Source organism: Pseudomonas sp. GL-B-26, from assembly GCF_019947405.1.
Lineage (GTDB): Bacteria > Pseudomonadota > Gammaproteobacteria > Pseudomonadales > Pseudomonadaceae > Aquipseudomonas.
The window spans coordinates 76,391-102,884 of the sequence record NZ_JAGYGJ010000009.1 but is presented as its reverse complement, the minus strand read 5'-3'; the positions used below and the strand labels follow the sequence as shown (position 1 = coordinate 102,884).

Genomic DNA, 26,494 nt, shown 5'->3' with positions numbered 1-26,494 from the left:
CCAAAAAACTTAGAATCATACTCAAATAGATATAAGGGGACTTAGAGTGAACAAGTCGGAACTGATTGATGCTATCGCTGCATCCGCTGATATCCCGAAAGCTGCTGCTGGCCGTGCGCTGGACGCTGTAATCGAATCCGTCACTGGCGCTCTCAAGGCTGGCGACTCTGTTGTTCTGGTTGGTTTCGGTACTTTCTCCGTAACTGATCGTCCAGCTCGCATTGGTCGTAACCCACAGACCGGTAAGACGCTGGAAATCGCAGCTGCTAAAAAACCAGGTTTCAAAGCCGGTAAAGCACTGAAAGAAGCTGTCAACTAAGTTCGATTCAGGTTTTTGCCTATCCGGGTCGGGGTCATGCCTGACCTGGCAGCGGAGCGGTAGTCCAGTTGGCGAGTCGCCGATCCGAGACGCCGAGGCTCGCAAGTTCGAGTCATCGGTCCGCTCCGCCAGTTACGAGAAGGCGCATCCTCGGATGCGCCTTTCTTCTATCCGGATTCTACCCACGCTCCACGGTTGCCTAATTTTGAAGTTCAACCGTTTCTGGGGGACGCATGCTGCAGAATATCAGGGACAATTCACAAGGCTGGATTGCCAAGACCATTATCGGGGTCATCGTTGCACTGATGGCTTTGACCGGTTTCGACGCCATCTTCAAGGCCACGACGCACAGCAATGATGCGGCCAAGGTCAATGGCGAAGAAATCAGCCAGAACGAGCTGAGCCAGGCGGTCGATATGCAACGCCGTCAGCTCATGCAACAGCTGGGCAAGGATTTCGATGCTTCCTTGCTCGACGAAAAAATGCTGCGCGAATCGGCCCTCAAAGGCCTGATCGACCGCAAGCTGCTGCTGCAAGGCGCAGAAAACTCGAAGTTCGCTTTTTCCGAAGCTGCTTTGGACCAGGTGATCCTGCAAACGCCTGAATTCCAGGTTGATGGCAAGTTCAGCCCTGAGCGTTTCGACCAGGTTATTCGCCAACTCGGCTACAGCCGCATGCAATTCCGCCAGATGCTGGCTCAGGAAATGCTGATCGGTCAGCTGCGCGCTGGTCTGGCAGGTAGTGGTTTCGTCACCGACGCACAGGTTCTGGCATTCGCCCGTCTGGAAAAACAGACCCGCGATTTTGCTTCGCTGAACGTCAAGGCTGACCCGGCGGCTGTGAAGCTGAGCGACGATGAAGTCAAAGCCTACTACGATGAACACGCCAAGGAATTCATGACGCCGGATCAGGTGGTCATTGATTACCTGGAGTTGAAGAAGGCTTCCTTCTTTGATCAGGTCAGCGTCAAGGACGAAGACCTGCAAGCGGCGTATCAGAAAGAAACCGCGAACCTGTCCGAGCAACGCCGGGCCGCGCACATTCTGATCGAAGTGAACGACAAGGTGACCGAAGCGCAAGCCAAGGCCAAGATCGAAGAGATCCAGGCACGTCTGGCAAAAGGCGAGAAGTTCGAAGCTCTGGCCAAGGAGTTCTCCCAGGATCCTGGTTCGGCGAACAACGGCGGCGACCTCGGCTATGCCGGTCCTGGTGTCTACGATCCAGCCTTCGAAACAGCGCTGTATGCGTTGGCCAAGGATCAGGTCTCGGCGCCGGTTCGCACCGACTTCGGTTTCCACCTGATCAAGCTGTTGGGTGTCGAAGCGCCTGAAGTGCCGACGCTCGCCAGCCTGAAAGACAAGCTGACCCGTGAGCTGAAAACCCAGCAGGTCGAGCAGCGTTTCGTCGAGGCGACCAAGCAACTGGAAGACTCGTCGTTCGAAGCCTCCGATCTGGCTCAGCCGGCGCAGGACCTGAAGCTCACTGTTCATACGTCCAAACCGTTCGGCCGTGAAGGTGGCGAAGGTGTTGCGGCCAACCGTGCCGTGATCACTGCTGCGTTCAGTCCTGAAGTGCTGAATGAGGGTGCCAACAGCACCGCCATCGAGCTCGATCCGGAAACCGTGATCGTGCTGCGCGCCAAGGAGCACCTGAAGCCTGCGCAACTGCCGCTGGAAAGCGTTGCTGCCAGCATTCGCGTGCAATTGGCCAAGGAGCACGCCAGTGCTGCCGCCAAGACCAAGGCTGAAGAGCTGATTGTCAGCCTGCGCGATGGCAAGACTCCGTTGGACAAGGCGATCGACGGTCAGAGCTGGAAAGTGACCCAGGCAGCCACTCGTGGCCAGGAAGGGGTTGACCCAACCGTGCTGCAGGCGCTGTTCCGCATGCCCAAGCCTGTCGCCAAGGACAAGCCGACCTTCAGCAGCGTGACCCTGGCCGATGGTAGCTTGGTGATTGTGCGTCTGAACGGCGTGAACGAAGCTGCTGCGCCGACCGAAGAAGAGAAGGCTCAATACCGTCGCTTCCTCGCTTCGCGCATTGGACAGCAAGACTTTGCGGCCTACCGCAAACTGCTGGAAAGCCAGGCTGAGATCAAACGCTTCTGATGCCTGACTGAGTTTTGCGCTACACAAAGACCCCGGCCGAAAGGCTGGGGTTTTTTATGGGTGAAACAAAAGCAGCGCGGGTTACCCGTCGCCTGAGTATTTACCGTGCGACTTTTTCCTGTAAATGACAGTCAGTAGACTTGTAACTGTTTTAAGACACTAATCGATACTCCGCTAAGCATCGATCTGTTGCACAATACGCCCCGGACCGTTTTCCTCAGGATGTTCAATGTTTAAATCAATTCCCATGCGTGTTGCAGGGCTGGCGTTGGTGCTGGCCACCGCGGCCGGCTGCTCGTCGAAGAAAGCCCCTATCTACGAGCATGAGAACTTCGATGACTCCGGAACGTTTTCGCGCAGCTACCCGGTGACGGACGCGCAGACGTGCGAAGCCGCCCGTCGGGCGTTGCTCAGCCAGGGCTACATCATCACCAGCTCCGACCCGAAACTGGTCAGCGGACACAAAAGCTTCCAGCAGACCGGCGAGACTCACATGGAGATCAGCTTCAGTGTGGTCTGTGCCGATGACGGCAGTGAGGGGCTCCACGCGACCATGTTCGCCAACGCCCTGCAGGACCGTTATGCGCTGAAGAAGACCAACAACTCCGCCAGCGTTGGTGTAGGCGTGCTGGGTTCTGTGTCGATGCCGATCGGCTCGTCCGACGACTCGATGGTCAAGGTTGCCAGCGAAACTGTATCGTCGCCCAAGTTCTACGAGCGTTTCTTCACCCTGGTCGAGTTGTTCCTGCCGCCGGAAGCGAAAAAGGCCGCGCACATCAAGGATAAGCCGAAACCCGAGCTCGGCGTGCCTGAAGCCAAGGCCGCACCGGCTCCATTGGCACCGACCCCGGCACCTGCGGCAGAACCTGCGCCGGCACCTGCCGAAGCTGCTCCAGCAGCCTCTGAGCCGGTTGCGCCGCCGCCTGAAGCCGCTCCGATTGCTCCGGCCGAGAATACCGAGCCGGCATCGACCACGGAAACGGTCACTCCGCCGCCCCAATCAAGCCTTCCTCCACCCACCGAGCCTATTTCGGCCATTCCTGTATCAGGCCAGTAATCGTGCTCTGACGCTGCGGGATCGGGTCAGACGACACCGATCCCGCAGCGGCTTTAAATTGATCCGCGTCAACCCAGGCCATTGTCCTACGGCCTGTATCGAAAAAATCCTGTGATAAATTCCTGACGGCCTGCTACGTTTTATCAAGTAGCCGCTGAGCGGCGTGCCTGCGTCATTTTTCTTTCACGTGGGCACTTTATGCTCGGGGCGCTGGTCATTTATTCAGGCGTTTTTTTCAACGAGCTGTGGGGGATTCAGAATGGACGATTATCAAGAAGAGCTGCTCGAGTATCAGGCGTTTGAACTGGACCCGCTGGAACCGGCCGAAGACGCTACCGAGCTGTAAGCGTCAAGCGGATTGGCGATGACTGCGGCGAAACTCGCCGGGAGTCTGGCCGCTCCAGCGTTTGAAGGCCCGTTGAAAGGCTTCGGCTGAGGCAAAGCCCAGCAGGTAGGCGATTTCTCCGAACGCCAGTTCGGTATCGCGGATGTAGGTCATGGCCAGGTCGCGACGCGTGTCATTGAGGATCGCGCGAAATTGCGTGCCTTCCTCGGCGAGTTTGCGGCGCAAGGTCCAGGTCGGCAGCTTAAGGCGTGCCGCCACTTCTTCCAGGTCGGGTTCCCGGCCGCCATTGAGCAATGGCCCCAGTAACTGAGTGATGCGTTCACGCAGGCTGCGGGTGCGTGTCAGTTGCTCCAGTTCCCGCTCACACAGTTGCAGCAAGTGTCGCCAAGTGCTCGGGCAGTGTTCCGGGTTGCGCTGGGCGAGGCTGGCAAGGCTCAAGCGCAGTTGATTGTGCTCGCAACCGAACTGGATCGGGCAGTCGCCCAGCACTTCATAAGCCGTTCGGTAATCCGGCTCATCAAACTCGATCTCGATACGTTCGGCCCGCAACGGGGCAGGGCTTATGCTGGACAATTGCTGCAACCAGCCCGCGATGATCGAATCCACCACGAAGCGGTTGTAGGCGTTGTAAGGGCTGATGGAATAAAACCGCAGCCAGGCACCTTGGGCGTCTTCGTGAAAGCTCGATTGACCGCGATAGTTGGAGCCATACAAGGCTTCGAAGCGAATCAGGCACCGCGCGGCTTCTCGCACCGTTGGCGCCTGAGCGGCCGTGACCCCGGCCAGGCCGACCTGGCTCAGGCGACTGAGCTGACCCATGCGCAAACCAAGTGCCGGGTTGTCGGTCAGTTGAATGGCGCTGTGACCCAGGCGCATGTAGCGCGGGATCGAGAGCCGGGCGCCCGCTTCGCTGAGGCGAGCCGCGTCGAGGCCATATTGTTCGAGCAGCGGCTGAGGATCTACACCGTGGCTGCGCACGGCGTCGGCCAGGCTATGAACAAAGCCGACCGACAGATCGCCGAGGCGCATCGGCAACGGTTTCATCGGTTACAACCAGAGGTTCAGCAAACGCGCGCCAGGGGCATCACCATCGGCGAACTGCTGTCCGTTGCTGCTGAGAAAGCTTTGGCCGGCGCTGCCCTGATCCCAAAACTGACCGCGCAGGAACACGCTCATGCCAGCGATTGCCTGGCTGCCAGGTGGTTGAGCGGTGAGTGTCAGGCGATGCCAGGCCTGGCCTTCGCTGAGTTCGCCGGCCTTGAGGCTGACGGAACCAGGTGTCGACAGCCCCTTGTAACCGCGCCACGGTTTGTCCCAAGTGCCGTGCCCGATCACAAACGCAGGGACCGCGACGAACTGCGCACCCTGGTCGTCGAGCTTGCGGTAATTGTCCGGGTACCAGCTGTCGCTGCCGATCAGCACACCCAGGCGTCCGGCCGGGGTGTCGACGACGTTGAGCGTATGCTCGCCATTGGCGGCGATGACTTCATGTTCATCGAAAATCGGGTGCATCTGGCGCTGGGGTTGGCCGATCGGCAGGCCATCGCGACCAAACACCACGGTGCTGTTGTACAACGCGCCGCGGCCGATTTTCAGGGTGCCGTCGACGATGCTGGGCTCGGGTAGCACGATGGAGCCAGCCACCAACGTCACGTGGAATTCTTTCGCCAGACCACCAAACAGCGCCTGGTAGTCCTTGGCCATGCCTTTGGCCTTCATGCGCAGGTGCGCGTCGTCCAGACGGCTGTCGCCCTTGGCGCTGATCAGTGCGCGGACGAACTTCAGTGGGTTACTGACCGCCAACCAGTTCATGGCTTCCTTGAGCGTGGTCGCTTGGTACAGCTCATCTTTCTCGCCGCTGACCATCAACCAGGTGCCGACATGTTCGGGCAGGACGACGATGGTTTTTTCATTCAGCAGGCCCTGGTCCTGGGCCTTCTGCAAATAGGCCGCCAGCTTGCGGTGCAAGCGCTCGGGGCTTTGATAGTCGGTGGGAAACAGTTCGGGCTGGATGCCCAGCAGATTGCCGCGATCGGCGGGTGTGCCTTGGTCGACCGCGAGGTTGATGCGCAGGTCCGACAGGTAATGACCCACCGGACGGTCCGCGGCCCACATGGCGTAGGTCGTAAGGGCGGCAATCAATGCCATGGAGAAGGTCAGGTACAGAAGTTTGCGCATGGGGAAACAGTCAACGGCCGTGTGCAGGATTCGCGACTAGGGTAGGGCCCATGCCGGCACTTGCCAAGGGGCGCTGCACATTTGGATCAATAAGTTGTCAGTTACGGTCATTGAGTGGCAGCGGCGCGACTCTTAGTCTGTCCAACATGACTGACGGGGGCCGAAGAGCTCCTGCACTTTTTTCGTGATCGCTCGATGTGGAGTTACCGATGACCGCCGCTCATTACCCGCACCTGTTGGCCCCGCTGGACCTGGGTTTTACCACGCTGCGCAACCGTACCCTGATGGGGTCGATGCACACTGGTCTTGAGGAAAAGCCCGGCGGTTTCGAGCGCATGGCGGCGTACTTCGCCGAACGTGCCCGTGGCGGCGTTGGCCTGATGGTCACCGGCGGTATTGGCCCGAACGACGAGGGTGGGGTGTACTCCGGCGCGGCCAAACTGACCACCGAGGAAGAAGCGCTCAAGCACCGCATCGTCACCCGCGCGGTGCACGAGGCGGGCGGCAAGATCTGCATGCAGATCCTTCACGCCGGGCGTTATGCCTACAGCCCGAAACAGGTCGCACCGAGCGCCATTCAGGCGCCGATCAACCCGTTCAAGCCTAAAGAGCTGGACGAGGAAGGCATCGAGAAACAGATCAGCGATTTCGTCACCTGTTCGACCCTGGCGCAACAGGCCGAGTACGACGGCGTCGAGATCATGGGCTCCGAAGGTTATTTCATTAACCAGTTTCTCGCGGCCCACACCAACCACCGCACCGACCGTTGGGGCGGCAGCTACGAAAACCGCATTCGCCTGCCGGTGGAAATCGTTCGCCGTGTGCGTGAAGCGGTAGGCCCGAATTTCATTATTATCTTCCGCCTGTCGATGCTCGATCTGGTGGAAGGCGGCAGCAGCTGGGAAGAAATCGTGACGCTGGCCAAGGCCATCGAGCAGGCCGGTGCGACCATCATCAACACCGGCATCGGCTGGCACGAAGCGCGGATCCCGACCATTGCCACCAAAGTGCCGCGCGGTGCGTTCAGCAAAGTCACGGCCAAGCTGCGCGGTTCGGTGAGCATTCCGCTGATCACCACCAACCGTATCAACACCCCGGAAGTGGCCGAGCAGATTCTGGCCGAAGGCGATGCCGACATGGTCTCCATGGCGCGGCCGTTCCTCGCCGACCCGGACTTCGTCAACAAGGCCGCTGAAGGTCGTGCCGATGAAATCAACACCTGCATCGGTTGCAACCAGGCCTGCCTGGACCACACCTTCGGCGGCAAGTTGACCAGTTGCCTGGTAAACCCGCGTGCTTGTCACGAAACCGAACTCAATTACCTGCCGGTGCAGCAGATCAAGAAAATCGCGGTGGTCGGTGCCGGTCCTGCGGGTCTGTCCGCGGCGACGGTGGCGGCTGAGCGTGGTCATCAGGTGACGCTGTTTGATTCGGCGAGCGAAATTGGCGGCCAGTTCAACATCGCCAAGCGTGTGCCAGGCAAGGAAGAGTTCTTTGAAACCCTGCGTTATTTCAACCGCAAACTGCAGACCACCCACGTTGAGGTGTGCCTGAACACCCGCGTCGACGTGGCGAAACTGGTTGAGGGCGGTTACGACGAGATCATTCTCGCCACCGGTATTGCCCCAAGAACCCCGGCGATTCCGGGCGTCGAGAACGCCAAGGTGCTGAGCTACCTGGACGTGATCCTTGAGCGCAAACCGGTGGGCAAACGCGTTGCGGTGATTGGTGCCGGTGGTATCGGATTCGATGTCTCGGAGTTCCTGGTTCACCAGGGCGTGGCCACCAGCCAGAATCGCGAGGCGTTCTGGAAGGAATGGGGTATCGATACGCATCTGCAAGCGCGCGGCGGTGTTGCCGGCATCAAGGCTGAACCCCATGCACCGGCGCGTGAAGTGTTCCTGCTGCAGCGCAAGAAATCCAAGGTCGGCGATGGCCTGGGTAAAACCACGGGCTGGATTCACCGCACCGGTCTGAAAAACAAGCAGGTGCAGATGCTCAACAGCGTCGAGTACCTGAAGATCGACAACGAAGGTTTGCACATCCGCATCGGCGAAACCGGCGAGCCGCAGCTGCTGCCGGTGGACAACATCGTGATTTGCGCCGGTCAGGATCCGCTGCGTGAATTGCACGAGGGGCTGGTGGCGGCCGGGCAGAACGTGCATTTGATTGGCGGCGCGGATGTGGCGGCAGAGCTGGATGCCAAGCGGGCGATCAACCAGGGTTCGCGTCTGGCTGCTGAGTTGTAATCAACACAGGCCCTGTGGCGAGGGGGCTTGCCCCCGTTGGGGTGCGCAGCGCCCCCTGAAGTCTTACTGACATACCGTAGCGTCTGATTCACGACGGCTACGCCGCCGAACGGGGTGATGCGGCATTCCGACAAGCCCCCTCGCCACAACGGCTGTTAAGATGCCGGCTCTTCACCCAGAGCCAGCATCGATGCTTCTCCCTCCTAACGAATGGCTACCCCAGGCCCCCCTAGAACCCCTTCATCTTGATTGGCTCGCCCGATCAAGCATCGAAGTCGCAATTCTGCGCCTCGACCAGATCGACCCGCTGATCAGCGGCAACAAGTGGTTCAAACTCATCGAGCACCTGAAAGCCGCTGACCAGATCGGTGCCAAAGGCATCATCAGTCTGGGCGGTGCCCACTCCAATCATCTGCATGCACTGGCCGCGGCGGGCAAACGTTTCGGTTTTCGCACCGTTGGCCTGCTGCGCGGTCATCCGCAAGAAACGCCGACGGTGAAAGACTTGCAGGCGTTTGGCATGCAATTGCATTGGCTGGGTTATGGCGGTTATCGAGCGCGGCACGAGCCGGGTTTCTGGCTGCCATGGCAGGCGCAGTATCCCGATCTGTATCCGGTGCCGGAAGGTGGCGGCGGGTTACAGGGAGCCAAGGGCTGCCTGCAGTTGAGGACAATGGTCAGCGCGCAACTGAACGGTCTGGGCTGGAGCGACTACGACGGCTGGTGGCTGGCCTGCGGAACGGGCACGACCCTGGCCGGTCTGGTGCTGGCCGAAGCAGGTGAACACCCGGTGTATGGCGCGCTGGCGGTGCCCGACGATCATGGGGTAGCGCAGCAGGTCGAATCAATTGTGCAAGAGGCGGGTTTACACAATCGCGCTTATGAATTGTTCGACGCCAGCCGTGGCGGCTTTGCCAAAGTCGATCCGCTGTTGCTCGAATTCATCGATCAGACCGAACAGGCCAGCGGCATTCCCCTTGAACCGCTGTACACCGGCAAAGCCTTGTTGGCGCTCAAGCAGCAAGTAGAAGCCGGAAGATTCGAAAAGGGCACGCGCCTGATCTTCATCCATTCCGGCGGTTTGCAGGGCCGCCGGGGTTTCCAGTGAGCGGCCGGATTCACCCGCGCTTGGGCATCATCCGCAGCAAGGTGTTATCACCCACTACATAGTGGTGATAAATCCCCGCCACGGCGTGCAGGCCAATCAGCCAGTATCCAATGGTGCCGCCGAGTTCATGCCAACCCTCGATCTGCTTGGCCAACGCCTTGTCCTCCGCGATCAGCAACGGCAGGTCGAAGCCGTAGAACATCACTTGGTGACCTTTTGCGCTAGTGACCAGCCAGCCCAGAATCGGCATGGCAATCATGAAAATGTACAGCGCCCAGTGCATCAGTTTGGCCAACACGGTCTGCCAGTGAGGCGAGGCCGGGAAGATTTGCGGTGCCGGGCCCAGGCTGCGCGCGAACAAGCGCAGCCACACCAGTACGAACACGGTCAGACCGAGCATGAAGTGCGATTCAACGATCAGCGTCCGCCCGCCACTGCCTTTTGGAAAGATCCCGCGAAATTCGATACAGGCATAAACCAGCGCCAGCAGGACCAGCATCAACCAATGCAGGGTGATCGATACGGTGCTGTAGCGTGAGTCGGAGTTCTTCCAGGGCATACGGTGTTCCTCACAGGTCAGGTCGAGCCACCGTTCTTGTTAGACGGTGTGCGTTAACTGTAATCCGCTTTGGTGGATTTGCCTGTGGCTATTTGGGCGTTCAATGCTCTGGATCAAGTGGTTGGCCACAAAAAAGCGCCAGTTCCGTTCAGGAACTGGCGCTTTTTTATGCGGTGACAGGCGCAATCAGCTGGTTTGCGGCATCTCGCCGTTGGCCAGACGTTTGTTGATATCGGCGATCACTTCCGGCAAATCGGTGATGGTGTCGATCATGTAGTGCGGCCGCGAGCCTTCGAACATCCCGTGGATGCGCTTGCGTTCGCTGTCCAGTTGGTCGCTGCCGAGGGCGCGGTAACCTTCGTAGTCCAGGCCCAGTGCATTACCGGAACAAATCAGCGCCACGGTCCACATACCGGCACGGCGACCCTCGAGAATACCCGGCACGGTGTCGTCGATCTTCACGCAGGCCGCGACATCATCGATGCCGAGGGCGATCACGTTGGCCAGCGCCTGGGCCGGCCATGGACGGCCGTTGGGCACTTCGTCGGTGGCGACCACGTGGTCGGCGACGTAACCGTTGGTGGCGGCCAGCTCGACCACCTTGTCCATGACCTGTTTCGGGTAGCCGGAGCAGGAACCGATCTTGATCCCTTGCTGGCGCAGATTGGCGATGGTGTCCAGCGCGCCCGGAATCAGCGCCGAGTGTTCGGCGATTTTCTCGATTTGCAGTGGCATGAAGCGCTTGTAGATGGCGGTAACGTCATCGTCGGTCGGCGTACGGCCGAACACCTGGCGATAACGTTCGGCCACTTCCGGCTGATCGCACAGGGTTCGGATGTGGTCCCACTTGCCCATGCCCATCGGCCCGCGGGCTTCTTCGATGGACACCTGGACGTCGAACTCGGCGAAGGCTTCGACAAAAATTTGAGTTGGCGCGAAAGAGCCGAAGTCGACCACGGTGCCGGCCCAGTCGAGGATGGCGGCTTGCAGCTTGGTTGGGTTTGCGTAGTTCATGTCTCAAATCCTGTATTGGGGAATGAAGAGCCCTGTAGCAGCTGTCGAGCCCCAGCGAGGCTGCGTTCGGCTGCGCAGCAGTCGTTAACTCTGGCGACTCGGTTCATCTAAAAACACCGAGGTGGATGGTTTTACGACTGCTTCGCAGCCGAACGCAGCCTCGCAGGCTCGACAGCTGCTACAGATCGGTGTGAATCAGATTTCGAGGACTTCCATCTCGCGCAGTACTTCGGCGATAGCCGACACGGCCGCGTGCATCTCGGCCTGGTTGACGTGGCCGATGCAGCCGACGCGGAAGGTTTCGACCTGGGTCAATTTGCCGGGGTAGAGGATGAAACCCTTGGCCTTGACGCGTTCGTAGAATTCCTTGAACTGGTAGCGCGGATCTTTCGGCGCATGAAAGGTGACGATGATCGGCGCCTGGATTGCGGCGGGCAGGAAGCTGCGAATTCCAAGCTTGGCCATGTCATCGAGCAGCACCTGGCAGTTGTTGGCATAGCGCTGATGCCGGGCGGGCAAACCACCTTCTTCGTTGTATTGCAGCAGGGCTTCGTGCAGCGCCGCGACCACGTGGGTCGGCGGGGTGAAGCGCCACTGGCCAGTCTTGGCCATGTAGGTGTGCTGATCGAAAAGGTCCATCGCCAGCGAGTGTGAGTTACCGGCTGCATTGGCCAGCGCTTCTTTGCGAGCGAAGACGAAACCCATCCCCGGCACACCTTCCAGGCATTTGCCCGAAGCGGCGATCAGCGCGTCGAACGGCACCTGTTGCGCGTCAATCGGCAGCGCGCCGAAGGAGCTCATGGCGTCGATGATCAGGCGTTTGCCGTGTTGCGCGATGACGTGAGCAATTTCCGGCAGCGGATTGAGGATCCCGGTGCTGGTTTCGCAGTGAATCAGCGCGACGTGGGTGATGCTGGCGTCGGCGCGCAGCAGGCGGTCGACGTCGGCGGCGGTGGTCGGTTCGTCTTCGGCGGTTTCAAAGGTACTGAAGGAGCGGCCGAGGACTTCGCAGATTTTCGCCAGGCGTTTGCCGTAGGCGCCGTTGATCAGCACCAGGACTTTGCCGTCGCGAGGCACCAGCGTGCCGATCGCCGCTTCGACCGCGAAGGTGCCGCTGCCTTGCAGGGGCACACAGTGGTGGCTGTCGCCGCCGTTGATGATCGCCAGCAGTTGTTCGCACAGGCTGGCGGTCAGTTGATTGAAGCGGTCATCCCATGAACCCCAGTCGACCATCATCGCCTGACGGGTGCGGGCCGATGTGGTCAGTGGGCCGGGGGTGAGCAGGATGGGTTCGGCAGTACTCATTCTCGTGTCCTCGCAATCGATGGGATGAAGCTACGGGGCTTAAATTGCAATTTGCCGAGTTATCAATCAAATTGTTTGTTGTTATGCCAGCCATCAGTGAGGGTTATTCATGAACCTGTTCCAGCTCCGCGCATTCGATGCGGTGGCCCGCGAGGGCAGCTTCACCCGGGCCGCCGCGCGACTGTTCATCAGCCAACCGGCGGTCACCGGGCACATCAAGGCGTTGGAGGAGCATTACCAGATCACCCTGTTGCGGCGCACCGCACGACGGGTGGAGCTGACGGAGGAGGGCACCAAACTGGCCGCGATCACCCGGGCAATGTTCGGTCTGGCCGAAGAAGCGCAGGTGATGCTGGAAGCGAACCGGCAGTTACTGACCGGGCGTTTGGAGGTCGCGGCGGACGGGCCGCACATGGTCATGCCGATGCTCGCCAGCCTGCGCGCGCGGTATCCCGGCATTACCGTGAACCTGCGGCTGGGCAATGCTCAGGAAACCCTGGCGGCGTTGTTGTCGGAGCATGCCGACGTGGCGGTGCTGACCGAGGTCGAACCGCGCAAGGGGCTGCATTTGCAAGACTTAAGCGAATCACGAATTTGTGCGCTGGTGCCCGACGGTCATCCTTGGGCGCAGATGTCCAAGGGGGTGCCGCTCAAGGCGCTGGATCAGGTGATCATGGTGTTGCGCGAGCCAAGTTCGATCACCCGACGCACCTTCGACGAGGCGTGCGCGGCGGCGTTGGTCAGTCCACGGGTGTTACTGGAGCTGGACAGTCGCGAGGCCGTGACCGAAGCCGTCGCCGCCGAGTTGGGGGTTGGCGTGGTGTCGTCGGTGGAAGTCAGTCATGACCCGCGGGTGGTGGCGGTGCCGATTCTTGGCGATGGGTTGGTCAATCGGCACATGATTGGCTGCATGGAGCGGCGGCGGGATTTGCGCTTGATACAGGCGTTTTTCGATTTGGCGCCATCCAGTTGAACCGCGGCGCGGCCTTCGCGAGCAAGTCCGCTCCCACATTGGATCTCCAGCGTTCACAAAATCCCTGTGGGAGCGGGCTTGCTCGCGAAGGGGCCGGGCCTGCCTACACAAGACTTTCGCGAACCATCTCGAGAAACGTCGCCACCACCCGCCGCGAACTCTGCTCGCGCAAGCACACCAGTGTCTCGGTCAATCGTCGTTTGCAGTCGGTAATCGGCAATGCGCAAACCCTCGAGTCCGCACCGAACTCGGCGGCTGATACAACACCAACGCCAATCCCCACGACCACCGCCTCCCGCGCCGCCTCCCGACCTTCAACCTGAATCGCCGGGCGAATGCGAAAACCTGCCTGAGCCATTTCTTCTTCCAGCGTCTGGCGCGTCACCGAGCCGATTTCCCGCAGCACCAATGGCGTGTCATCCAGATCCGCGAGGCAAATCGACTCGCGGTCGGCCCACGGATGATTTCGCGAAACGAACGCCACCATCGGGTCATTGCGCAGCGGTAAGGAAATCAGTCGTTCGTCGCTGACATCGCGACCCAACAACGCCAGGTCGGCCTGGTAGTTGAACAACCGAAACAGCGATTCATCGGTGTTGCCGGTTTCGATCTTCACGCTGATGCCGGGGTAGCGTTCACAAAAGCGAGCAATCTGCGGCAACACGTGCACTGGCGCATCCACCGCGAGAATCAGGCTGCCAGTCTGCAAGGCCCTGGAGTCATGCAAGAGCTCCTGCGCCTCGGCCTCGATGACGAACAGCCGCTGAGTAATGCTCAGCAACCGCTCGCCCAAATCCGTCAGCCGGACCGAACGTTTGTTGCGGTGGAACAGCAGCACACCGAAACGCTCTTCGAGTTTGCGCACTTGGTCGGAAATCGCCGGTTGCGTGAGGAATAGCCGCTCGGCGGCTTTGGTAAAGCTTCCGTGCACGGCCACGGCATGGAAGGCTTTGAGCTGGGCGTGGGAAACCGACATCGAAACCTCCAGTAACAAGCTGAGCTTATATTGGAAATACGATAAATCGATTTCACTTATTAATCAGTAATTGTTTTTATCCACCTCAGCCCCGGTGACTGGTCAGTCGAACAGCGTCGGCGGCCATGAGCCTGTGCGTGCAACAGCAGGACTCATCTGACCGATATCGCCTCAGGGAAGCTGCGATATCGAAGTGCTCAACAATAAAAAAACAGGCGTTATTTCTCAATTTCTGCCGGCACACTCACACCCTGAGGTCAGAACCACCATGAACAAGCACATCGGCACTATCAAGCGTTGGCGCGTGCAGATTTTCGCGATCACCTGGCTCGCTTACGCCGCTTTCTACTTCACCCGCAAAGCTTTTTCCGTGGCAAAACTGGGGATCGCAGAAGACCCCACCTTCATGCTCGACAAAATGGCCATGGCCAACCTCGACGCCATCTACCTCACGGCTTACGCCATCGGGCAATTCACCTGGGGCATCCTGGCCGACCGCTTTGGCCCAAGGGTCGTAGTGTTTGGCGGGTTGCTGATTTCAGCAGCGGCAGCCTTGGTGATGGGCAGTTTCGCGACGTTGCCAATCTTCGCCACCTGCATGTTGATTCAAGGGTTTGCCCAGTCCACCGGCTGGTCCGGGCTGTGCAAGAACCTCGGCAGTTTCTTTCCCTCTGAACAGCGCGGGCGGGTGCTGGGGTTGTGGAGTTCCTGCTACGCCTTTGGTGGGTTGGTGGCTTCGCCGTTTGCTGGCTGGTGGGCGTATACGCTGATTGGCACCTGGCATGCGGCGTTCTTTTCCAGTGCGGCGGTGGTTGGGCTGGTCGCCGTGCTGTTTTTTATTTTTCAGCGCAACAAACCGGAAGATGTTGGCTTGCCGGCGGTGGAACCGGAGCCGCAACTGACGGCGCAAGAGGCCGACGCGCAAAGCAAGATCAGCATGCTGGAACCGTTAAAAGAAATTCTGCGCAACCGCACCGTGCTGGTGCTGGGCCTGGCGTACTTTCTGCTGAAACCGGCACGCTACGCGATTCTGCTCTGGGGCCCGGTGATCGTCTTCGAGCAGATGCCCTCGGTGGGCAAGGTCGGCGCGGCGATCATTCCGACCGCGTTTGAACTGGCCGGGTTGCTCGGGCCGATTCTGCTGGGCCTGGCTTCGGACAAAGTGTTCGGCGCCCGACGCATGCCGGCGTGCGTGCTCAGCCTGTTGGCGTTGACCGTCACCCTGGCCTTGTTCATGGGCGCCCTGCATACCGGCAGCGTGATGCTGGTGGTGGCGCTGCTGTTCGTCATGGGCCTGACCCTGTACGGACCGGACTCGATGATCAGCGGCGCGGCCGCGATCGATTTCGGCACCGCCAAGGCGGGCGCCACAGCGGCTGGTTTCGTCAACGGTTGCGGTTCGGTCGGGGCGATTCTCGGTGGATTGCTGCCGGGCTACTTCGACTCGGTCACCGTGTTCATCGTCTTCGCCGGCTGCGCGTTGTTTTCGGCCCTGGTGCTGATCCCGCACTGGAACAGCCGCCCGGCTGGCCTGCGTGTCGAAAGCGTTTTCGTGCCTAACCAACCGATCACCGTAAAACCTCTGAGTACTTAAGGATTGACCCATGAGACCTTTCTGGCTGGAACAGGCGCTGGCGGCCGAGTCCTGCGCGCCATGCGAGCCCTTGGTGGGAGACACCCGCGCCGATGTCTGCATCGTCGGCGGCGGCTACACCGGGTTGTGGACCGCGATCATGCTCAAGGAACAGAACCCCGAGCTGGATGTGCTGCTGATCGAGGCTGATATCTGCGGCGCCGGCGCCAGTGGCCGCAACGGTGGTTGTGCACTGTCGTGGTCGGCCAAGTACTTCACCCTTGAACGGCTGTTCGGCGTCGAAGAAGCCGTGCGACTGGTCAAGGAATCGGAGCGCAGCATCCATGCCATCGGCGCCTTTTGCGAGCAGTACGCGGTGGACGCCGATTACCGTCTCGACGGTACGCTCTACACCGCCACCAACCGTGCCCAATGCGGCTCGACCGATGCCGTGATCGCGGCGCTGGAGCGCAGTGGCATCAACTCCTTCACCCAGCGACCGGTAGCGGATGTGCAACGCATGGCCGGTTCCAGCAAACATCTGGAAGGCTGGTTTTCCCCGGCGGCGGCCAGTGTGCAGCCAGGCAAACTGGTGCGCGGCTTGCGCCGGGTCGCCTTGCAGCTCGGCGTGAGGATTCACGAGCGCACCGCCATGACCGGCTTGCAGGAGGGCAAGCCTGCGGGGATACAAACCCCGAACGGCACCATTCGCGCGGATCGCGTGGTACTGGCGATGAACGCCTGGATGGCCCGGGCGTTTCCACAGTTCGAGCGCAGTGTGGCGATTGTTTCCAGCGACATGCTGATCACCGAACCACGCCCCGATCTGCTCAACGAAATCGGTTTGACCAGCGGCGTCACCGTGCTCGATTCGCGGATTTTCGTGCACTACTACCACAACACCCCGGACGGCCGAATCATGCTCGGCAAGGGCGGTAATACCTTTGCTTACGGCGGGCGAATGTTGCCGGTATTCGATCAGCCATCGCCCTATGCCGGTTTGTTGCAGCACAGCCTGAACGAGTTCTTTCCGGCGTTTGCCCAGGTCAAGGTCGAGGCGACCTGGAACGGTCCGTCTGATCGCTCCGTCACCGGTTTGCCGTTCTTCGGCCAGATGAGCGCCAGCGGCAACGTGTTTTATGGTTTCGGATATTCCGGCAGCGGGGTTGGCCCGTGTCATATGGGCGGGCAGATTCTCGCCTCGATGGTCCAGGGACTGGACAACGCCTGGACCCGTTCGCCTTTGGTCAACGGCCCGTTGGGCTTGTTTCCGCCGGAACCGATTCGTTACCTCGGCTCCCTGATGGTGCGCAACGCCATTCGCCGCAAGGAGCGCGCCGAGGATCATGGGCATCGGCCACGGCATCTGGATGTGCGTCTGGCAAAGTTCGCGGCGGCGGCAGGCAAGGCCGACAAGGGCTGAGTGTCAGGGCGTGAGGTCCGAGCGATTGACCAGCCAATCGAGCAGCAAGTGGCTATCGCGGCGTGGCGCGGGAACAGACCGAGTGCGCGGGTGATGGCCCATGCCGACGCACAGCACCGGGCGGTCCGGGTCACTGTCGAGAAAACTGATGAGGACATCGCTGCCGGCCTTTGGCAGGCTGGACGGGTCAATCCGACCGTCCGGCGTCGCAAGGGCCACCGGTAACCAGAGACCGGCAGATTCAAGCGGATCCGCTTCCGCTGTTGGCCACAGCCTGACCTGTATTCGACCTCGATCATCCAGCGCCGCCGGCTGCCCGGCCGGACCCAGCACCCGCGCGGGCTGATAGCCCGGGATGCTCGGCCGGGTCTGTTTGAGCGCGGGCCTGAAGACCGTTGACCAGGGAATGGCGGTGAACTGATTGCGGTAATGGCGGACAGTAACGGGTTTGTCGGTGGCAAGAATCGAAGGCTGCTGCCCCTGATGTCGGGTTTCGGTGATCAGCCATTGATCGTTGAAATTCGGCAGTGGATGCTCCGATACCTGCACTATCCGTGCGCTGCGCAGTGCGCTCTGGTTGCTTTGACCGTGGATCTGCAGGTGCTGGCAACGCAGACGTTCCAGTTGTCGTCGGCTTAGTTGATCGTGATGGATGTGCTCGGCCGCGGGCCGGACCATCACCGGCAATGGTTTGCTGAACGCGTGGTTGGCCGCTCCCTCGTCGGGGTTTTGCGAGCCACGGTTCCTGGTCTCCAGTCGTGAGGGAAAGGGCGGTGAGTCATGGCGCTGGAACAACTCACTGATCACCGGCACGTCACTGTCTTCGGGCGCGTCGCCCTGGAAAGGCGTAAGGACGGGTTCCTGGGGGAAACTCAGACTGTCATCCGCCAGGACCAGCACATGCCCGTCGCGCTGATGTTCGAAGTGATAGTGAATGCCCTCTTCTTCACATAGCCGTTGCAGCAATGCCAGATCGCTCTCCTCGTACTGAATGCAAAAAGGCCGGACGGGATAGTGTCCGTTGGATAATTCGAAGCGATAGCTCCCCTCGGGTACATCATGTTCCTCCAGCAGTTGGCGCAGGATCATCGGTACGCTGAGGTGATGAAAGACGCGGCGTGAACGCTGTCGGTCGAGCCATTGAAGGTAGGGCACCAGCACCAGTTTGTAGTCGATTCGGTGTGGGCCGCGATGCTCGCGACTGGCACTGTGAAGTACGCCATGAATACCCTGGCCCTCCATCAGGCTGAGGAACACCGGCTGTTGCAGCAATCGGTCGAGGTTCATGGCCGGTGCGAGGCCGATCACTTCGATGTCGAATCGATAGGGCTGGTTGAGGGCTTCTCGGCCACTGAACTGCAACACCTGCAAACTCAAATCGCCGTCGAGAAGTGTCAGGGTGAAGGGACTTTCCTTGTCGTTGTGCATCGAACGCGCTTCTGCCATGGAATTCGGGCGCTGAGGGTACGAAACCACAGCCCTTTATGGTCACCGCAAATCGAAGTTTCAGAATCGCCCTACAACTGCCGGTGAAGATGTCGATTCGTCACGCGGGTAAACAGGATGGAATTTTTGGTCGATTGCCAACTTTAGGCCGTATAAACTTGGCGCCATGCGTCGGCCAATAGATGTCTCGGCGCCACAGATCAAGAGAGTGAGTAATGGGCGCACAGTGGAAGGTTAAACACAAAGAAGCGGCATCCAACGCCAAGGGCAAGATCTTCGGCAAACTGGTGAAAGAAATCACCATTGCTGCCCGCAACGGTGCCGATACTGCCACCAACGCACACCTGCGTCTGGTGGTCGAGCAGGCCAAGAAAGCCTCGATGCCCAAGGAAACCCTGGATCGCGCGATCAAGAAAGGCGCGGGCCTGTTGGGCGAAACCGTGCAATACCATCGCGTGACCTATGAAGGCTTCGCACCGCATCAGGTGCCGCTGATCGTTGAATGCGTGACCGACAACATCAACCGCACCGTTGCTGAAATCCGTGTTGCGTTCCGCAAGGGCCAGTTGGGCGCTTCCGGTTCGGTAGCGTGGGACTTCAACCATGTCGGCATGATCGAGGCGTCCCCGGACAGCCCTGACGCCGATCCGGAAATGGCCGCCATCGAAGCCGGCGCCCAGGATTTCGAGCCGGGCGAAGAAGAGGGTACGACCCTGTTCCTGACCGAGCCTGCGGACCTGGACGCCGTGCAGAAAGCCCTGCCCGAGCAAGGGTTCACCGTGTTGTCGGCCAAGTTGGGTTATCAGCCGAAAAACCCGGTCAGCGGCCTGAGCGATGAGCAGATGGCTGAAGTCGAAGCCTTCCTCGAAGGCCTCGATAACCACGATGACGTGCAGGACATGTTTGTCGGGTTGGCGGGTTAATTTGATTTTTCAGTGATACCGCCATCGCGAGCAGGCTCGCTCCCACAGTAGGTTGTGTTGAATAAAAATTATATGTTCGACACAAAACCTGTAGGAGCGAGCCTGCTCGCGATTGACCGCGTAGCGGTCACCAGCGATTCAATTCCTGCACAATCTCGCTGAACCCCGGTCGCTCCAGCACCTGCGGCTGACAGCAGCGCCGCTGCAATTGCTCCAGCTGCATACGACCTTCATCGCTCAACCCCGAGTCGATCCGCTCCAACAATTCCCCCAGCAAAACACCAAACGCCCGTACCTCGATCCGTTGCAACGCACGGCTTTCAAGGTTGTCCGAGGTGGCATGGAATGACGCCGCGCCGAAATCCCCCAGCAGGCAATTACCGTGCTCGTTCCACAGAATATTGTGGCCGTAGAGGTCGCCGTGGGTGATGCCATGCTGGTGCAAATGCTCGGCTGCCGAGGCAATGCCACAGGCGATGCGCAATGCCACACCCGCGCTGAACCGGGTGTCATTGGCGTAAACGTCGCGGGTACATGACGCCAGGCTCGGCAGCCCCGCCAGATTGCGATAACTCGGATCGATCAGTTGCATCACCAGCCCGGCCTGGGCTTCCGGATGCCCGACGACGCGCCCTTCAACCCGGATCAGGTTGGGGTGACTACCGGCGGTGATGCAGGCGTTCATTTCGTGCAACGGCGAGCCATCGCTGGTCATTTCGCCTTTGTAGAGTTTGACCGCGACCTGTGTGGCCGGTTGGTCCTGTCGATCCCAAATAGCCCGATGAATCACCCCCGACGCGCCTTCGCCCAATTGCTGCTCCAGACGCAGTTCGGACCACGGAATGTGGGGCGTGGCTTCGAGCGCGGCCGCATCGGCTTCGGTCTCCAGCGGGTTACCGGCGTACGCCAGCCAGGTCAGGCTCGGCAGGGACAGCAGCCACTCGGGCAACTCGGTCAACCGGTTGGCGGCGATGCGGATCAGTTCGAGTCGATGGCAATGACGCAAGCTTTCCGGCAAACGTTGCAAGCGGTTGCCGGCGAGCATGAGTTTTTGCAGGTGCGGGCGTTGACCCAGCTCGGCGGGCAGTTCAGTGATACGGTTATCGGTCAGGATCAGCCAGCGCAGCAACGGTGGCAGGGCGGCGCCTGGCACGCGTTCGATGCGGTTGGCCTTGAAGCCGACCATCGTCAGTGCGGCGCAGTGGCCGAGGCAGTCGGGCAGTTCGGTGAACAGATTGTCCGAGCAGAACAACACGCGCAAACGGGTCAGGCGGTGCAAGTCGTCCGGCAGGCTGCTCAAGGCATTGCCACTGAGGTTGAGGACTTCCAGCGAGTCCGCCAGGTCGAAGATTTCTCGCGGAAACTCCGTCAGGCCGCCGGTGAGGTCCAGGCGGGTGATGCCCGACAGTTGGCCGGCGCGCAGTTGGGCAAGGGTATCCATGAACAGATTCACTTTGATCGGGAGGAGGGCGCGGGGGCCAGAAAATGGGCGCCATGATAGCCGGAAAAGTGTGGTGTCTGTCAGGCCGCCTTCGCGAGCTTGCTCGCGATAGCGTCCTGAGCTGCACCACAAAACCTACGGTTCCCTGACTTCGACCAACTGCCCCAACCGGCTGCGCGTGCGCGCCAGATCGATGGCATCGCCGCCCAGGCTTTCGCGCAAAGACTGCTGCCCGAGCAGAATCAGGTGCTTGTCCCGGTCGTACAGGACGTCGACCAGGTTGATGAAGCGCTGTTGGGCGGCGATGGAACAATCGGCGAGGTTGGGCAGTTCATCGATGAACCAGTGATCGAAACGTCGGCACAGCTCCAGGTAATCCATAACCGCGATGGGTTGGTCGCACAGATCGCCGAAGGTGAAACCGATGGTTCGCCCTTCGCAGTGTCGGGCCTGAAGGTTGCGTGTCCCGACGGGCAGTGAAATGGCCGGCGCGTCGCGTTCGGGCAGGTTCAACGATTGACGCTGCGCCAGCGTGGCTGGCCAGACGTACTGTCCCTGGGTAAACAGCTGCTGGGCGTGGGTTCTGACCTGACTGCGGTAGTCGTGGGGGCCGCCGACCTCCATGACCTGCATGCGTGCGTTGATCAGGTCGATCACCGGTTTGAAGCGCGCGTGGTACAGCGGGTTGGGCAGCAGTCCCTCCGGTGGGTAATTGGAAGTGACCAGCAGCAGGATGCCTCGGCGGAACAATGCCTTGAACAGCCGGGTGATGAGCATCGCATCGCCGATGTCATGGACATGAAACTCGTCGAAACACAGCACCCGGCAATCGCGCAGCTGTTCGTCGAGGGTGGTTTCCAGCGCATCGGGCTGATCGCGATGACTGAACATCCCTTGATGAAGGTGCGCTAAAAACTCATGAAAATGCAGACGTTGTTTTTCCGCGATGGGAAGGGCCTGGAAAAAACCGTCGAGCAGCCAGCTCTTGCCGCGCCCCACGGCGCCGTGCAGGTAAAGGCCGGGAAACGTTTTTGCCGAGGTGCCCGACAGCGCTGCGGCGTGTTGCGCCATGCAGTCGATGACGCGCAGTTGGCTATGGCTGAGGGTGTAGCCCTGGGAATGAGCCTTGCGGTGGAAGTAGTCGTGGATGACTCGACCGGTCGCGGTGTTACCGGCGGATGCCGCCGATGACTTGCCGAACAAGCGGCGTAGCGCAGGCCAGCGTGGTGTGAGTCGCGAACGGTTTGGCGGTCGAACGGCCACTGTGATTTCACCCCGTAATCTTCATGCCGGCTTCCCGAGCTGCCGCGCCGTAGTGTAACCAAATGGGGAATTTTCATTCCAGTTGTGTCGACCTGTAGCAGCTGCCGAGCCTGCGAGGCTGCGTTCGGCTGCGGAGCAGTCGTAAAACCAAACACCGCGGTCATTCAGGTAAACCGTAGGGAATGGATTGGCGACTGCTTCGCAGCCGAACGCAGCCTCGCAGGCTCGGCAGCTGCTACATAGATAGCGCTATGCCGGAAGTTACCGCTCGATACTGCGACTCCACCGCGCATTCCATGCCGGGCGCTGTTCGTTGACCTGATCCCAATCAATCGCAATGGCCGTGGTCAGGTACTGCTTCATCGCTTCCACCTGGCCGCGAGTCTTGTCGGTGGTCGGGGTATTCGGGTTGGACGGGATCTGGTCGCCGTCTTCAAGCGCGGCAGCCTGCGCTTCCGGTGTCAGCAAGAAGGCGGCGAGTTTCTGTGCCAGTTCCGGCTGAGTGTTGTTGGCGATGGCACATTCGGCCACGTTGAGCACTACGGCGCCTTCCTTCGGTTGCGCATACTCCACCGGCATGCCCTTGAGTTTCAGAGCGGTGACCTGGGTCGGCGTGAGCGGGAACAGCGCGGCTTCGTCGGTCTGAAGCATTTCGGAAATCTTCGCCGAGCTCGGAATGTACTCCAGCACATTGCGCCCGACGGTGTTCGGCCACGCCTTGAAGCCCGGCTCGACGTCGGTTTCGCTGCCGCCCTGAATCCGGTTGAACATCAGGAAGCCGTGCAGGCCGAATGTCGAAGAGGCCATCGACTGGAACACCAGTTTGTCCTTGAAGCGCGGGTCGGCCATGTCCATCCACGAGGTCGGCGCGGTCCAGCCTTTCTCCTTGAACAACCGCGTGTTGTACGCCAGCCCGGTCACGCCGAGGCTGACCGCCACGGCTTGATCCTTGATGCGGCCCTTGGGCGGAATCTGCGCCAGCGGTGCGCTGTCTTCGAGTTTGTCGCACAGCCCCATGGCGATGGCGCGGTACATGATGCCGTCGTCGAGGAACATCACGTGCATCTGCGGGTTGCCTTTGCTGGCCTGGACCTTGGCCAGAATATCGGCGGAGGTGCCGGGCACAATCACCACTTTGACGTTGTTGGCCTTCTCGAAAACCGGCAGCACCTTGTCGGCGTAGAGCCGCTCCATGGTCCCGCCGTTCATGCCCAGGTAAAGCGTCGGTTCGGCCTGGGCCTGGCTGACCGTGAGCAGGGCGCTCATGCAGGAAATACCGAGCAGTGCAGTGCGTTTGACGTTATTCATTGGCGCGACCTTCCTCTATCAAGCAACGGAGATGGAGTGAAACCGGGTGATGGAAAACGCATCCAGCGACGTCTTTGAGGCGCCGCTGCAGATGATTTCAGTGAGCGCCTGGCCCACCGCGGGGCCGATCTGAAAACCTGCGCCGGCGAAGCCGAACGCGTGCAACAGACCGGGTTGAGTGCCACTGTGGCCGATCACCGGTTGGCGATCGGGCAGGTAACCTTCGGTGCCGCTCCAGGTGCGAATCGCCTGGGCGCCTTCAAGAAACGGGTAAAGCTCGACGGCCTGACGCAGGATCTCGATCACGGCGTGTTGACCGGGCCGGGCGCGAGCGTCGTCGAGGGCAAAACCCTGACCGCCACCCAACACGCAATTGCCGCGAGCGACCTGACGCGCATAGATACCGCCGCCCTCGACCCCGGTGCTGGCATTCATCACCAGCGGCAAGGGCTCGGTAACCAGCATCGCCGGGTGCCCGGCGTGCATCGGCACGCCCTCACCGAATTGTTCTGCCAGGCTGCCGGCCCAGGCTCCGGCGCAATTCAGCAGCCAGGGCGCTTGCAGCTCCAGACCGGTTTGCGTGCTGATGCGAAAGCGTTGGCCGTCGTGTTCCACCGCCGTCACCGGGCATTGTTCATGGACCTGCGCGCCATGTCGCCGCGCCGCCCGGGCGAACGCCGGGGAGACCAGTCGCGGGTTGGCATGACCGTCATCGGGGCAAAACGAGGCCCCGACCGCCACCTCGCCGACCCACGGAAAACGTGCGCGTAATTCAGTGCGTTCGAGTACCTGCAAATCGAGGCCAAAGCCCCGACTGCTGACGGCATAGTCTTGCAAGGCGTGCAGGTCGTTGAGGCTGCGGGCCAGTTTCAAGTGGCCGCTGCGCTGATACTCACCGTCGATGCCAATCAGCTGCGGCAGTTGCCCCCAGATGTCATGGGCCCGTTGCGACAGCGGCAGTTGCGACAGCGGTCGTCCCTGGCGCCGCACGCCGCCGTAGTTCACGCCGCTGGAATGCGAGCCACAGAAGTCCCGCTCCAGCAGCGCCACGCGACGCCCGGCCTTGCTCAGAAACAGCGCGGCGGAGGAACCGACAATACCGCCGCCAATGATGACGGCATCGACTTCAATCATGACTCGACCTCCAGACCAAACGGCAGGGGTTTTATCGGCGCCTGAGCCCGAAGCCTGCCGATGTCGGACACGCAGCGCTGGCTTTCGCAGGCAATGATTTCCGCGGCGGCGGCGCCACACATCCGTCCCTGACAGCGGCCCATGCCAACCCGGCAATGCGCCTTGACCCGGTTGATCTCCCAATGGCCCTCGCGCACGACCTGACGGATGTCGCCGGCCCGCACTTCTTCGCAGCGGCAGATCATCACGTCATTCGGGGCATCGGCGGCCCAGTGCTCGGGAAAGACGAAGGCCCGTTCCAGGCCTTGGCGGAAGGTGTCGATCCGCCCCAGCGCCTGCTCCAATTGCGCCCCGCGTTGCGGCGGGATCAGGTAACCAATATCTTCGAGCAACGCCAGGGCCGCGCGTTCGCCAGCCATTTCCGCTGCGTCGGCGCCCATGATGCCGGCGCCGTCACCGGCCAGGTAAACCTCGGCGACACTGCTGCGACCGGTGCTGTCACGCTGCGGCAGCCAGGCGCGGTTGAGCGGGTTCCAGGCGAAATCACAGCCGAGCAGGTCGGCGAGTTGGGTTTCACTGCGCAGGCCGTGGGCGAAGGCGACGGCGTCGCAATCGAGTGGCTGTTCACCCTTTGAGTTGGACCAGTTCAGCGATTGCACACGTTGTTCGCCATTGATGCGTTTCAGGCTGGCGCCCTGATGCACCGGGATGCCGTGGGCGGTCAGCCAGCTGCGGTAATAGATGCCTTTGGCCAGGGTGGCCGGTTGCGAGAGCAGGCCGGGCAGAGCGCGGGCCTGAGCGCTGAACGGCGAGCTGTCGAGTACTGCGACCACCTTGGCGCCGGCCTTGGCGTATTGATACGCCACCAGGTACAGCAACGGTCCACTGCCGGCGAACACCACGCGTTCACCGATGGCACAGCCTTGAAACTTGAGGGCAATCTGCGCGGCGCCGAGGCTGTAAACCCCCGGAAGGGTCCAGCCCGGTACCGGCAGAATCCGGTCGGTGGCGCCCGTGGCAACGATCACGCGGGAGAACGCCAGCCGCGAGGCGCGGCCCTCATGCAAGGTGTCGAGCGCACCGTCTTCGGCGTTCCATACCAGGGTTTCAGGGCGGTAATCGAGTTGCTCGCGCAGCTCATCAATCGTCTGATGCAGCGCGTTGGCCTTGCCGGCTTCGAAGCCATACAGCTTGACCGGCGAACGCTTGAAGTTGGCCGGTTGGCGACGATAAATCTGCCCGCCACCGCGTGCTGCTTCGTCCAGCAGCACCGGGTGAACGCCGTGGGTGACCAGGGTTTGTGCGGCACGTATACCGGCCGGACCGGCACCGATGATGATCACGGAATTCATACCCAACCCCCTGTGGGAGCGGGCTTGCTCGCGAAGAGGGCGGCACATTCAATAGGTGTGGTGGCTGACACGACGCTTTCGCGAGCAAGTCGAATCGTCGCACCGCCGCTCCCACAGGGAATCCGGTTTGTGCAGGTAGATTGGGTGTTCATACCGTGCGCCCCGGTTCGCGGCTGATCTGCTGCCCGGCTTCGAGCAACGTCGAGCAGGCGCGCACGCGTCGACCATCGCCCAGTCGAACCCAGCAGTCCTGACAGGCACCCATCATGCAAAAACCGGCGCGGGGTTCGGCGCTGAAGTCGCTGCCACGCAAGTGTTCGCTGCAGGTCAGCACCGCTGTCAGCAAGGTGTCGCCGAGCAGGCCGGTAGCCGGCGTGCCGTCGAGGGTAAAGTCCAGGGCCGGGCGGTCGCCTTCGGCCAGTCGTTTCAGCAGAGCCATGGC

The 26,494-nt window shown here is 60.8% G+C and carries 22 protein-coding genes; 9 read left to right on the top strand and 13 right to left on the bottom strand.

All coding sequences use genetic code 11. The features are described 5' to 3' along the window. Nucleotides 1-46: 46 nt before the first annotated feature. From KGB23_RS08320 to KGB23_RS08310, 3 genes are all read left to right on the top strand, one after another. Nucleotides 47-319 carry an HU family DNA-binding protein gene (locus tag KGB23_RS08320; RefSeq protein WP_002552737.1) on the top strand — a complete coding sequence of 91 codons (273 nt, stop codon included), beginning with the start codon at nucleotides 47-49 and terminating at the stop codon, nucleotides 317-319. A gap of 233 nt (nucleotides 320-552) precedes the next feature. Next, a complete protein-coding gene (locus KGB23_RS08315) occupies nucleotides 553-2,424 on the top strand; it encodes a SurA N-terminal domain-containing protein (protein WP_223430638.1) in 1,872 nt (623 codons plus the stop codon). Nucleotides 2,425-2,653: 229 nt separating this feature from the next. Then, nucleotides 2,654-3,481, top strand: coding sequence for a DUF2242 domain-containing protein (locus tag KGB23_RS08310; RefSeq protein ID WP_223430637.1), 828 nt, complete (start codon nucleotides 2,654-2,656; stop codon nucleotides 3,479-3,481). 349 nt (nucleotides 3,482-3,830) lie between these two features. Here KGB23_RS08310 and KGB23_RS08305 read toward each other — a convergent pair whose 3' ends face one another. After that, complete coding sequence (locus tag KGB23_RS08305; protein ID WP_150656381.1) at nucleotides 3,831-4,871, bottom strand: AraC family transcriptional regulator; 1,041 nt, start codon at nucleotides 4,869-4,871, stop codon at nucleotides 3,831-3,833. 3 nt (nucleotides 4,872-4,874) lie between these two features. Beyond that, nucleotides 4,875-6,005 carry a carbon-nitrogen hydrolase family protein gene (locus tag KGB23_RS08300; protein WP_223430636.1) on the bottom strand — a complete coding sequence of 377 codons (1,131 nt, stop codon included), beginning with the start codon at nucleotides 6,003-6,005 and terminating at the stop codon, nucleotides 4,875-4,877. A 209-nt stretch (nucleotides 6,006-6,214) separates the two neighbouring features. Here KGB23_RS08300 and KGB23_RS08295 point away from each other — a divergent pair, with 209 nt between their 5' ends. Both KGB23_RS08295 and KGB23_RS08290 read left to right on the top strand, forming a co-directional pair. Continuing rightward, nucleotides 6,215-8,254 (top strand): FAD-dependent oxidoreductase, encoded by a 2,040-nt coding sequence (locus KGB23_RS08295; protein ID WP_223430635.1) that lies wholly within the window; start codon nucleotides 6,215-6,217, stop codon nucleotides 8,252-8,254. A gap of 190 nt (nucleotides 8,255-8,444) precedes the next feature. Next, entirely contained in the window at nucleotides 8,445-9,362 is a 918-nt protein-coding gene (locus KGB23_RS08290) for a 1-aminocyclopropane-1-carboxylate deaminase/D-cysteine desulfhydrase (RefSeq protein ID WP_223430634.1), read from the top strand. A gap of 10 nt (nucleotides 9,363-9,372) precedes the next feature. Here KGB23_RS08290 and KGB23_RS08285 read toward each other — a convergent pair whose 3' ends face one another. From KGB23_RS08285 to KGB23_RS08275, 3 genes are all read right to left on the bottom strand, one after another. Continuing rightward, nucleotides 9,373-9,921 (bottom strand): cytochrome b, encoded by a 549-nt coding sequence (locus KGB23_RS08285; protein WP_095128893.1) that lies wholly within the window; start codon nucleotides 9,919-9,921, stop codon nucleotides 9,373-9,375. Between the two features lie 186 nt (nucleotides 9,922-10,107). Continuing rightward, complete coding sequence (phnX, locus tag KGB23_RS08280) at nucleotides 10,108-10,935, bottom strand: phosphonoacetaldehyde hydrolase (protein WP_223430632.1); 828 nt, start codon at nucleotides 10,933-10,935, stop codon at nucleotides 10,108-10,110. A gap of 195 nt (nucleotides 10,936-11,130) precedes the next feature. Next, complete coding sequence (locus KGB23_RS08275; RefSeq protein ID WP_223430630.1) at nucleotides 11,131-12,240, bottom strand: 2-aminoethylphosphonate--pyruvate transaminase; 1,110 nt, start codon at nucleotides 12,238-12,240, stop codon at nucleotides 11,131-11,133. Between the two features lie 109 nt (nucleotides 12,241-12,349). Here KGB23_RS08275 and KGB23_RS08270 point away from each other — a divergent pair, with 109 nt between their 5' ends. Further along, nucleotides 12,350-13,213 carry a LysR substrate-binding domain-containing protein gene (locus tag KGB23_RS08270; protein ID WP_223430628.1) on the top strand — a complete coding sequence of 288 codons (864 nt, stop codon included), beginning with the start codon at nucleotides 12,350-12,352 and terminating at the stop codon, nucleotides 13,211-13,213. Between the two features lie 103 nt (nucleotides 13,214-13,316). Here KGB23_RS08270 and KGB23_RS08265 read toward each other — a convergent pair whose 3' ends face one another. After that, entirely contained in the window at nucleotides 13,317-14,189 is an 873-nt protein-coding gene (locus KGB23_RS08265) for a LysR family transcriptional regulator (RefSeq protein ID WP_046047564.1), read from the bottom strand. A gap of 268 nt (nucleotides 14,190-14,457) precedes the next feature. On the opposite strand from KGB23_RS08265, the gene KGB23_RS08260 reads away from it, so the two are divergent. Both KGB23_RS08260 and KGB23_RS08255 read left to right on the top strand, forming a co-directional pair. After that, complete coding sequence (locus tag KGB23_RS08260; protein WP_223430627.1) at nucleotides 14,458-15,783, top strand: MFS transporter; 1,326 nt, start codon at nucleotides 14,458-14,460, stop codon at nucleotides 15,781-15,783. A 10-nt stretch (nucleotides 15,784-15,793) separates the two neighbouring features. Further along, complete coding sequence (locus tag KGB23_RS08255; protein WP_223430626.1) at nucleotides 15,794-17,185, top strand: FAD-dependent oxidoreductase; 1,392 nt, start codon at nucleotides 15,794-15,796, stop codon at nucleotides 17,183-17,185. A gap of 3 nt (nucleotides 17,186-17,188) precedes the next feature. Here KGB23_RS08255 and KGB23_RS08250 read toward each other — a convergent pair whose 3' ends face one another. Next, nucleotides 17,189-18,613 (bottom strand): type VI secretion system Vgr family protein, encoded by a 1,425-nt coding sequence (locus KGB23_RS08250; RefSeq protein ID WP_223430624.1) that lies wholly within the window; start codon nucleotides 18,611-18,613, stop codon nucleotides 17,189-17,191. A 233-nt stretch (nucleotides 18,614-18,846) separates the two neighbouring features. Between KGB23_RS08250 and KGB23_RS08245 the strand changes: the two genes are divergently transcribed. Continuing rightward, nucleotides 18,847-19,554 (top strand): YebC/PmpR family DNA-binding transcriptional regulator, encoded by a 708-nt coding sequence (locus tag KGB23_RS08245; protein WP_046032546.1) that lies wholly within the window; start codon nucleotides 18,847-18,849, stop codon nucleotides 19,552-19,554. Between the two features lie 127 nt (nucleotides 19,555-19,681). On the opposite strand, the gene KGB23_RS08240 is transcribed toward KGB23_RS08245, so the two are convergent. The 6 genes from KGB23_RS08240 to KGB23_RS08215 form a co-directional block, all read right to left on the bottom strand. Continuing rightward, a complete protein-coding gene (locus tag KGB23_RS08240) occupies nucleotides 19,682-20,995 on the bottom strand; it encodes a leucine-rich repeat-containing protein kinase family protein (protein ID WP_223430622.1) in 1,314 nt (437 codons plus the stop codon). A gap of 135 nt (nucleotides 20,996-21,130) precedes the next feature. Beyond that, nucleotides 21,131-22,258, bottom strand: a complete 1,128-nt coding sequence (zapE, locus tag KGB23_RS08235; RefSeq protein ID WP_223430621.1) for a cell division protein ZapE — start codon at nucleotides 22,256-22,258, stop codon at nucleotides 21,131-21,133. Between the two features lie 261 nt (nucleotides 22,259-22,519). Continuing rightward, nucleotides 22,520-23,566 carry an ABC transporter substrate-binding protein gene (locus KGB23_RS08230; RefSeq protein ID WP_223430620.1) on the bottom strand — a complete coding sequence of 349 codons (1,047 nt, stop codon included), beginning with the start codon at nucleotides 23,564-23,566 and terminating at the stop codon, nucleotides 22,520-22,522. Between the two features lie 18 nt (nucleotides 23,567-23,584). Next, nucleotides 23,585-24,700: an NAD(P)/FAD-dependent oxidoreductase gene (locus KGB23_RS08225; protein ID WP_223430619.1), complete on the bottom strand. Its 1,116-nt coding sequence runs from the start codon at nucleotides 24,698-24,700 to the stop codon at nucleotides 23,585-23,587. Then, complete coding sequence (locus KGB23_RS08220) at nucleotides 24,697-26,052, bottom strand: NAD(P)/FAD-dependent oxidoreductase (protein ID WP_223430618.1); 1,356 nt, start codon at nucleotides 26,050-26,052, stop codon at nucleotides 24,697-24,699. The genes KGB23_RS08225 and KGB23_RS08220 overlap by 4 nt, the downstream gene beginning before the upstream one ends. A 148-nt stretch (nucleotides 26,053-26,200) precedes the next feature. Then, on the bottom strand, nucleotides 26,201-26,491 hold the full coding sequence (locus KGB23_RS08215) for a (2Fe-2S)-binding protein (protein WP_223430617.1): 291 nt from the start codon (nucleotides 26,489-26,491) through the stop codon (nucleotides 26,201-26,203). Between the last annotated feature and the right edge of the window lie 3 nt (nucleotides 26,492-26,494).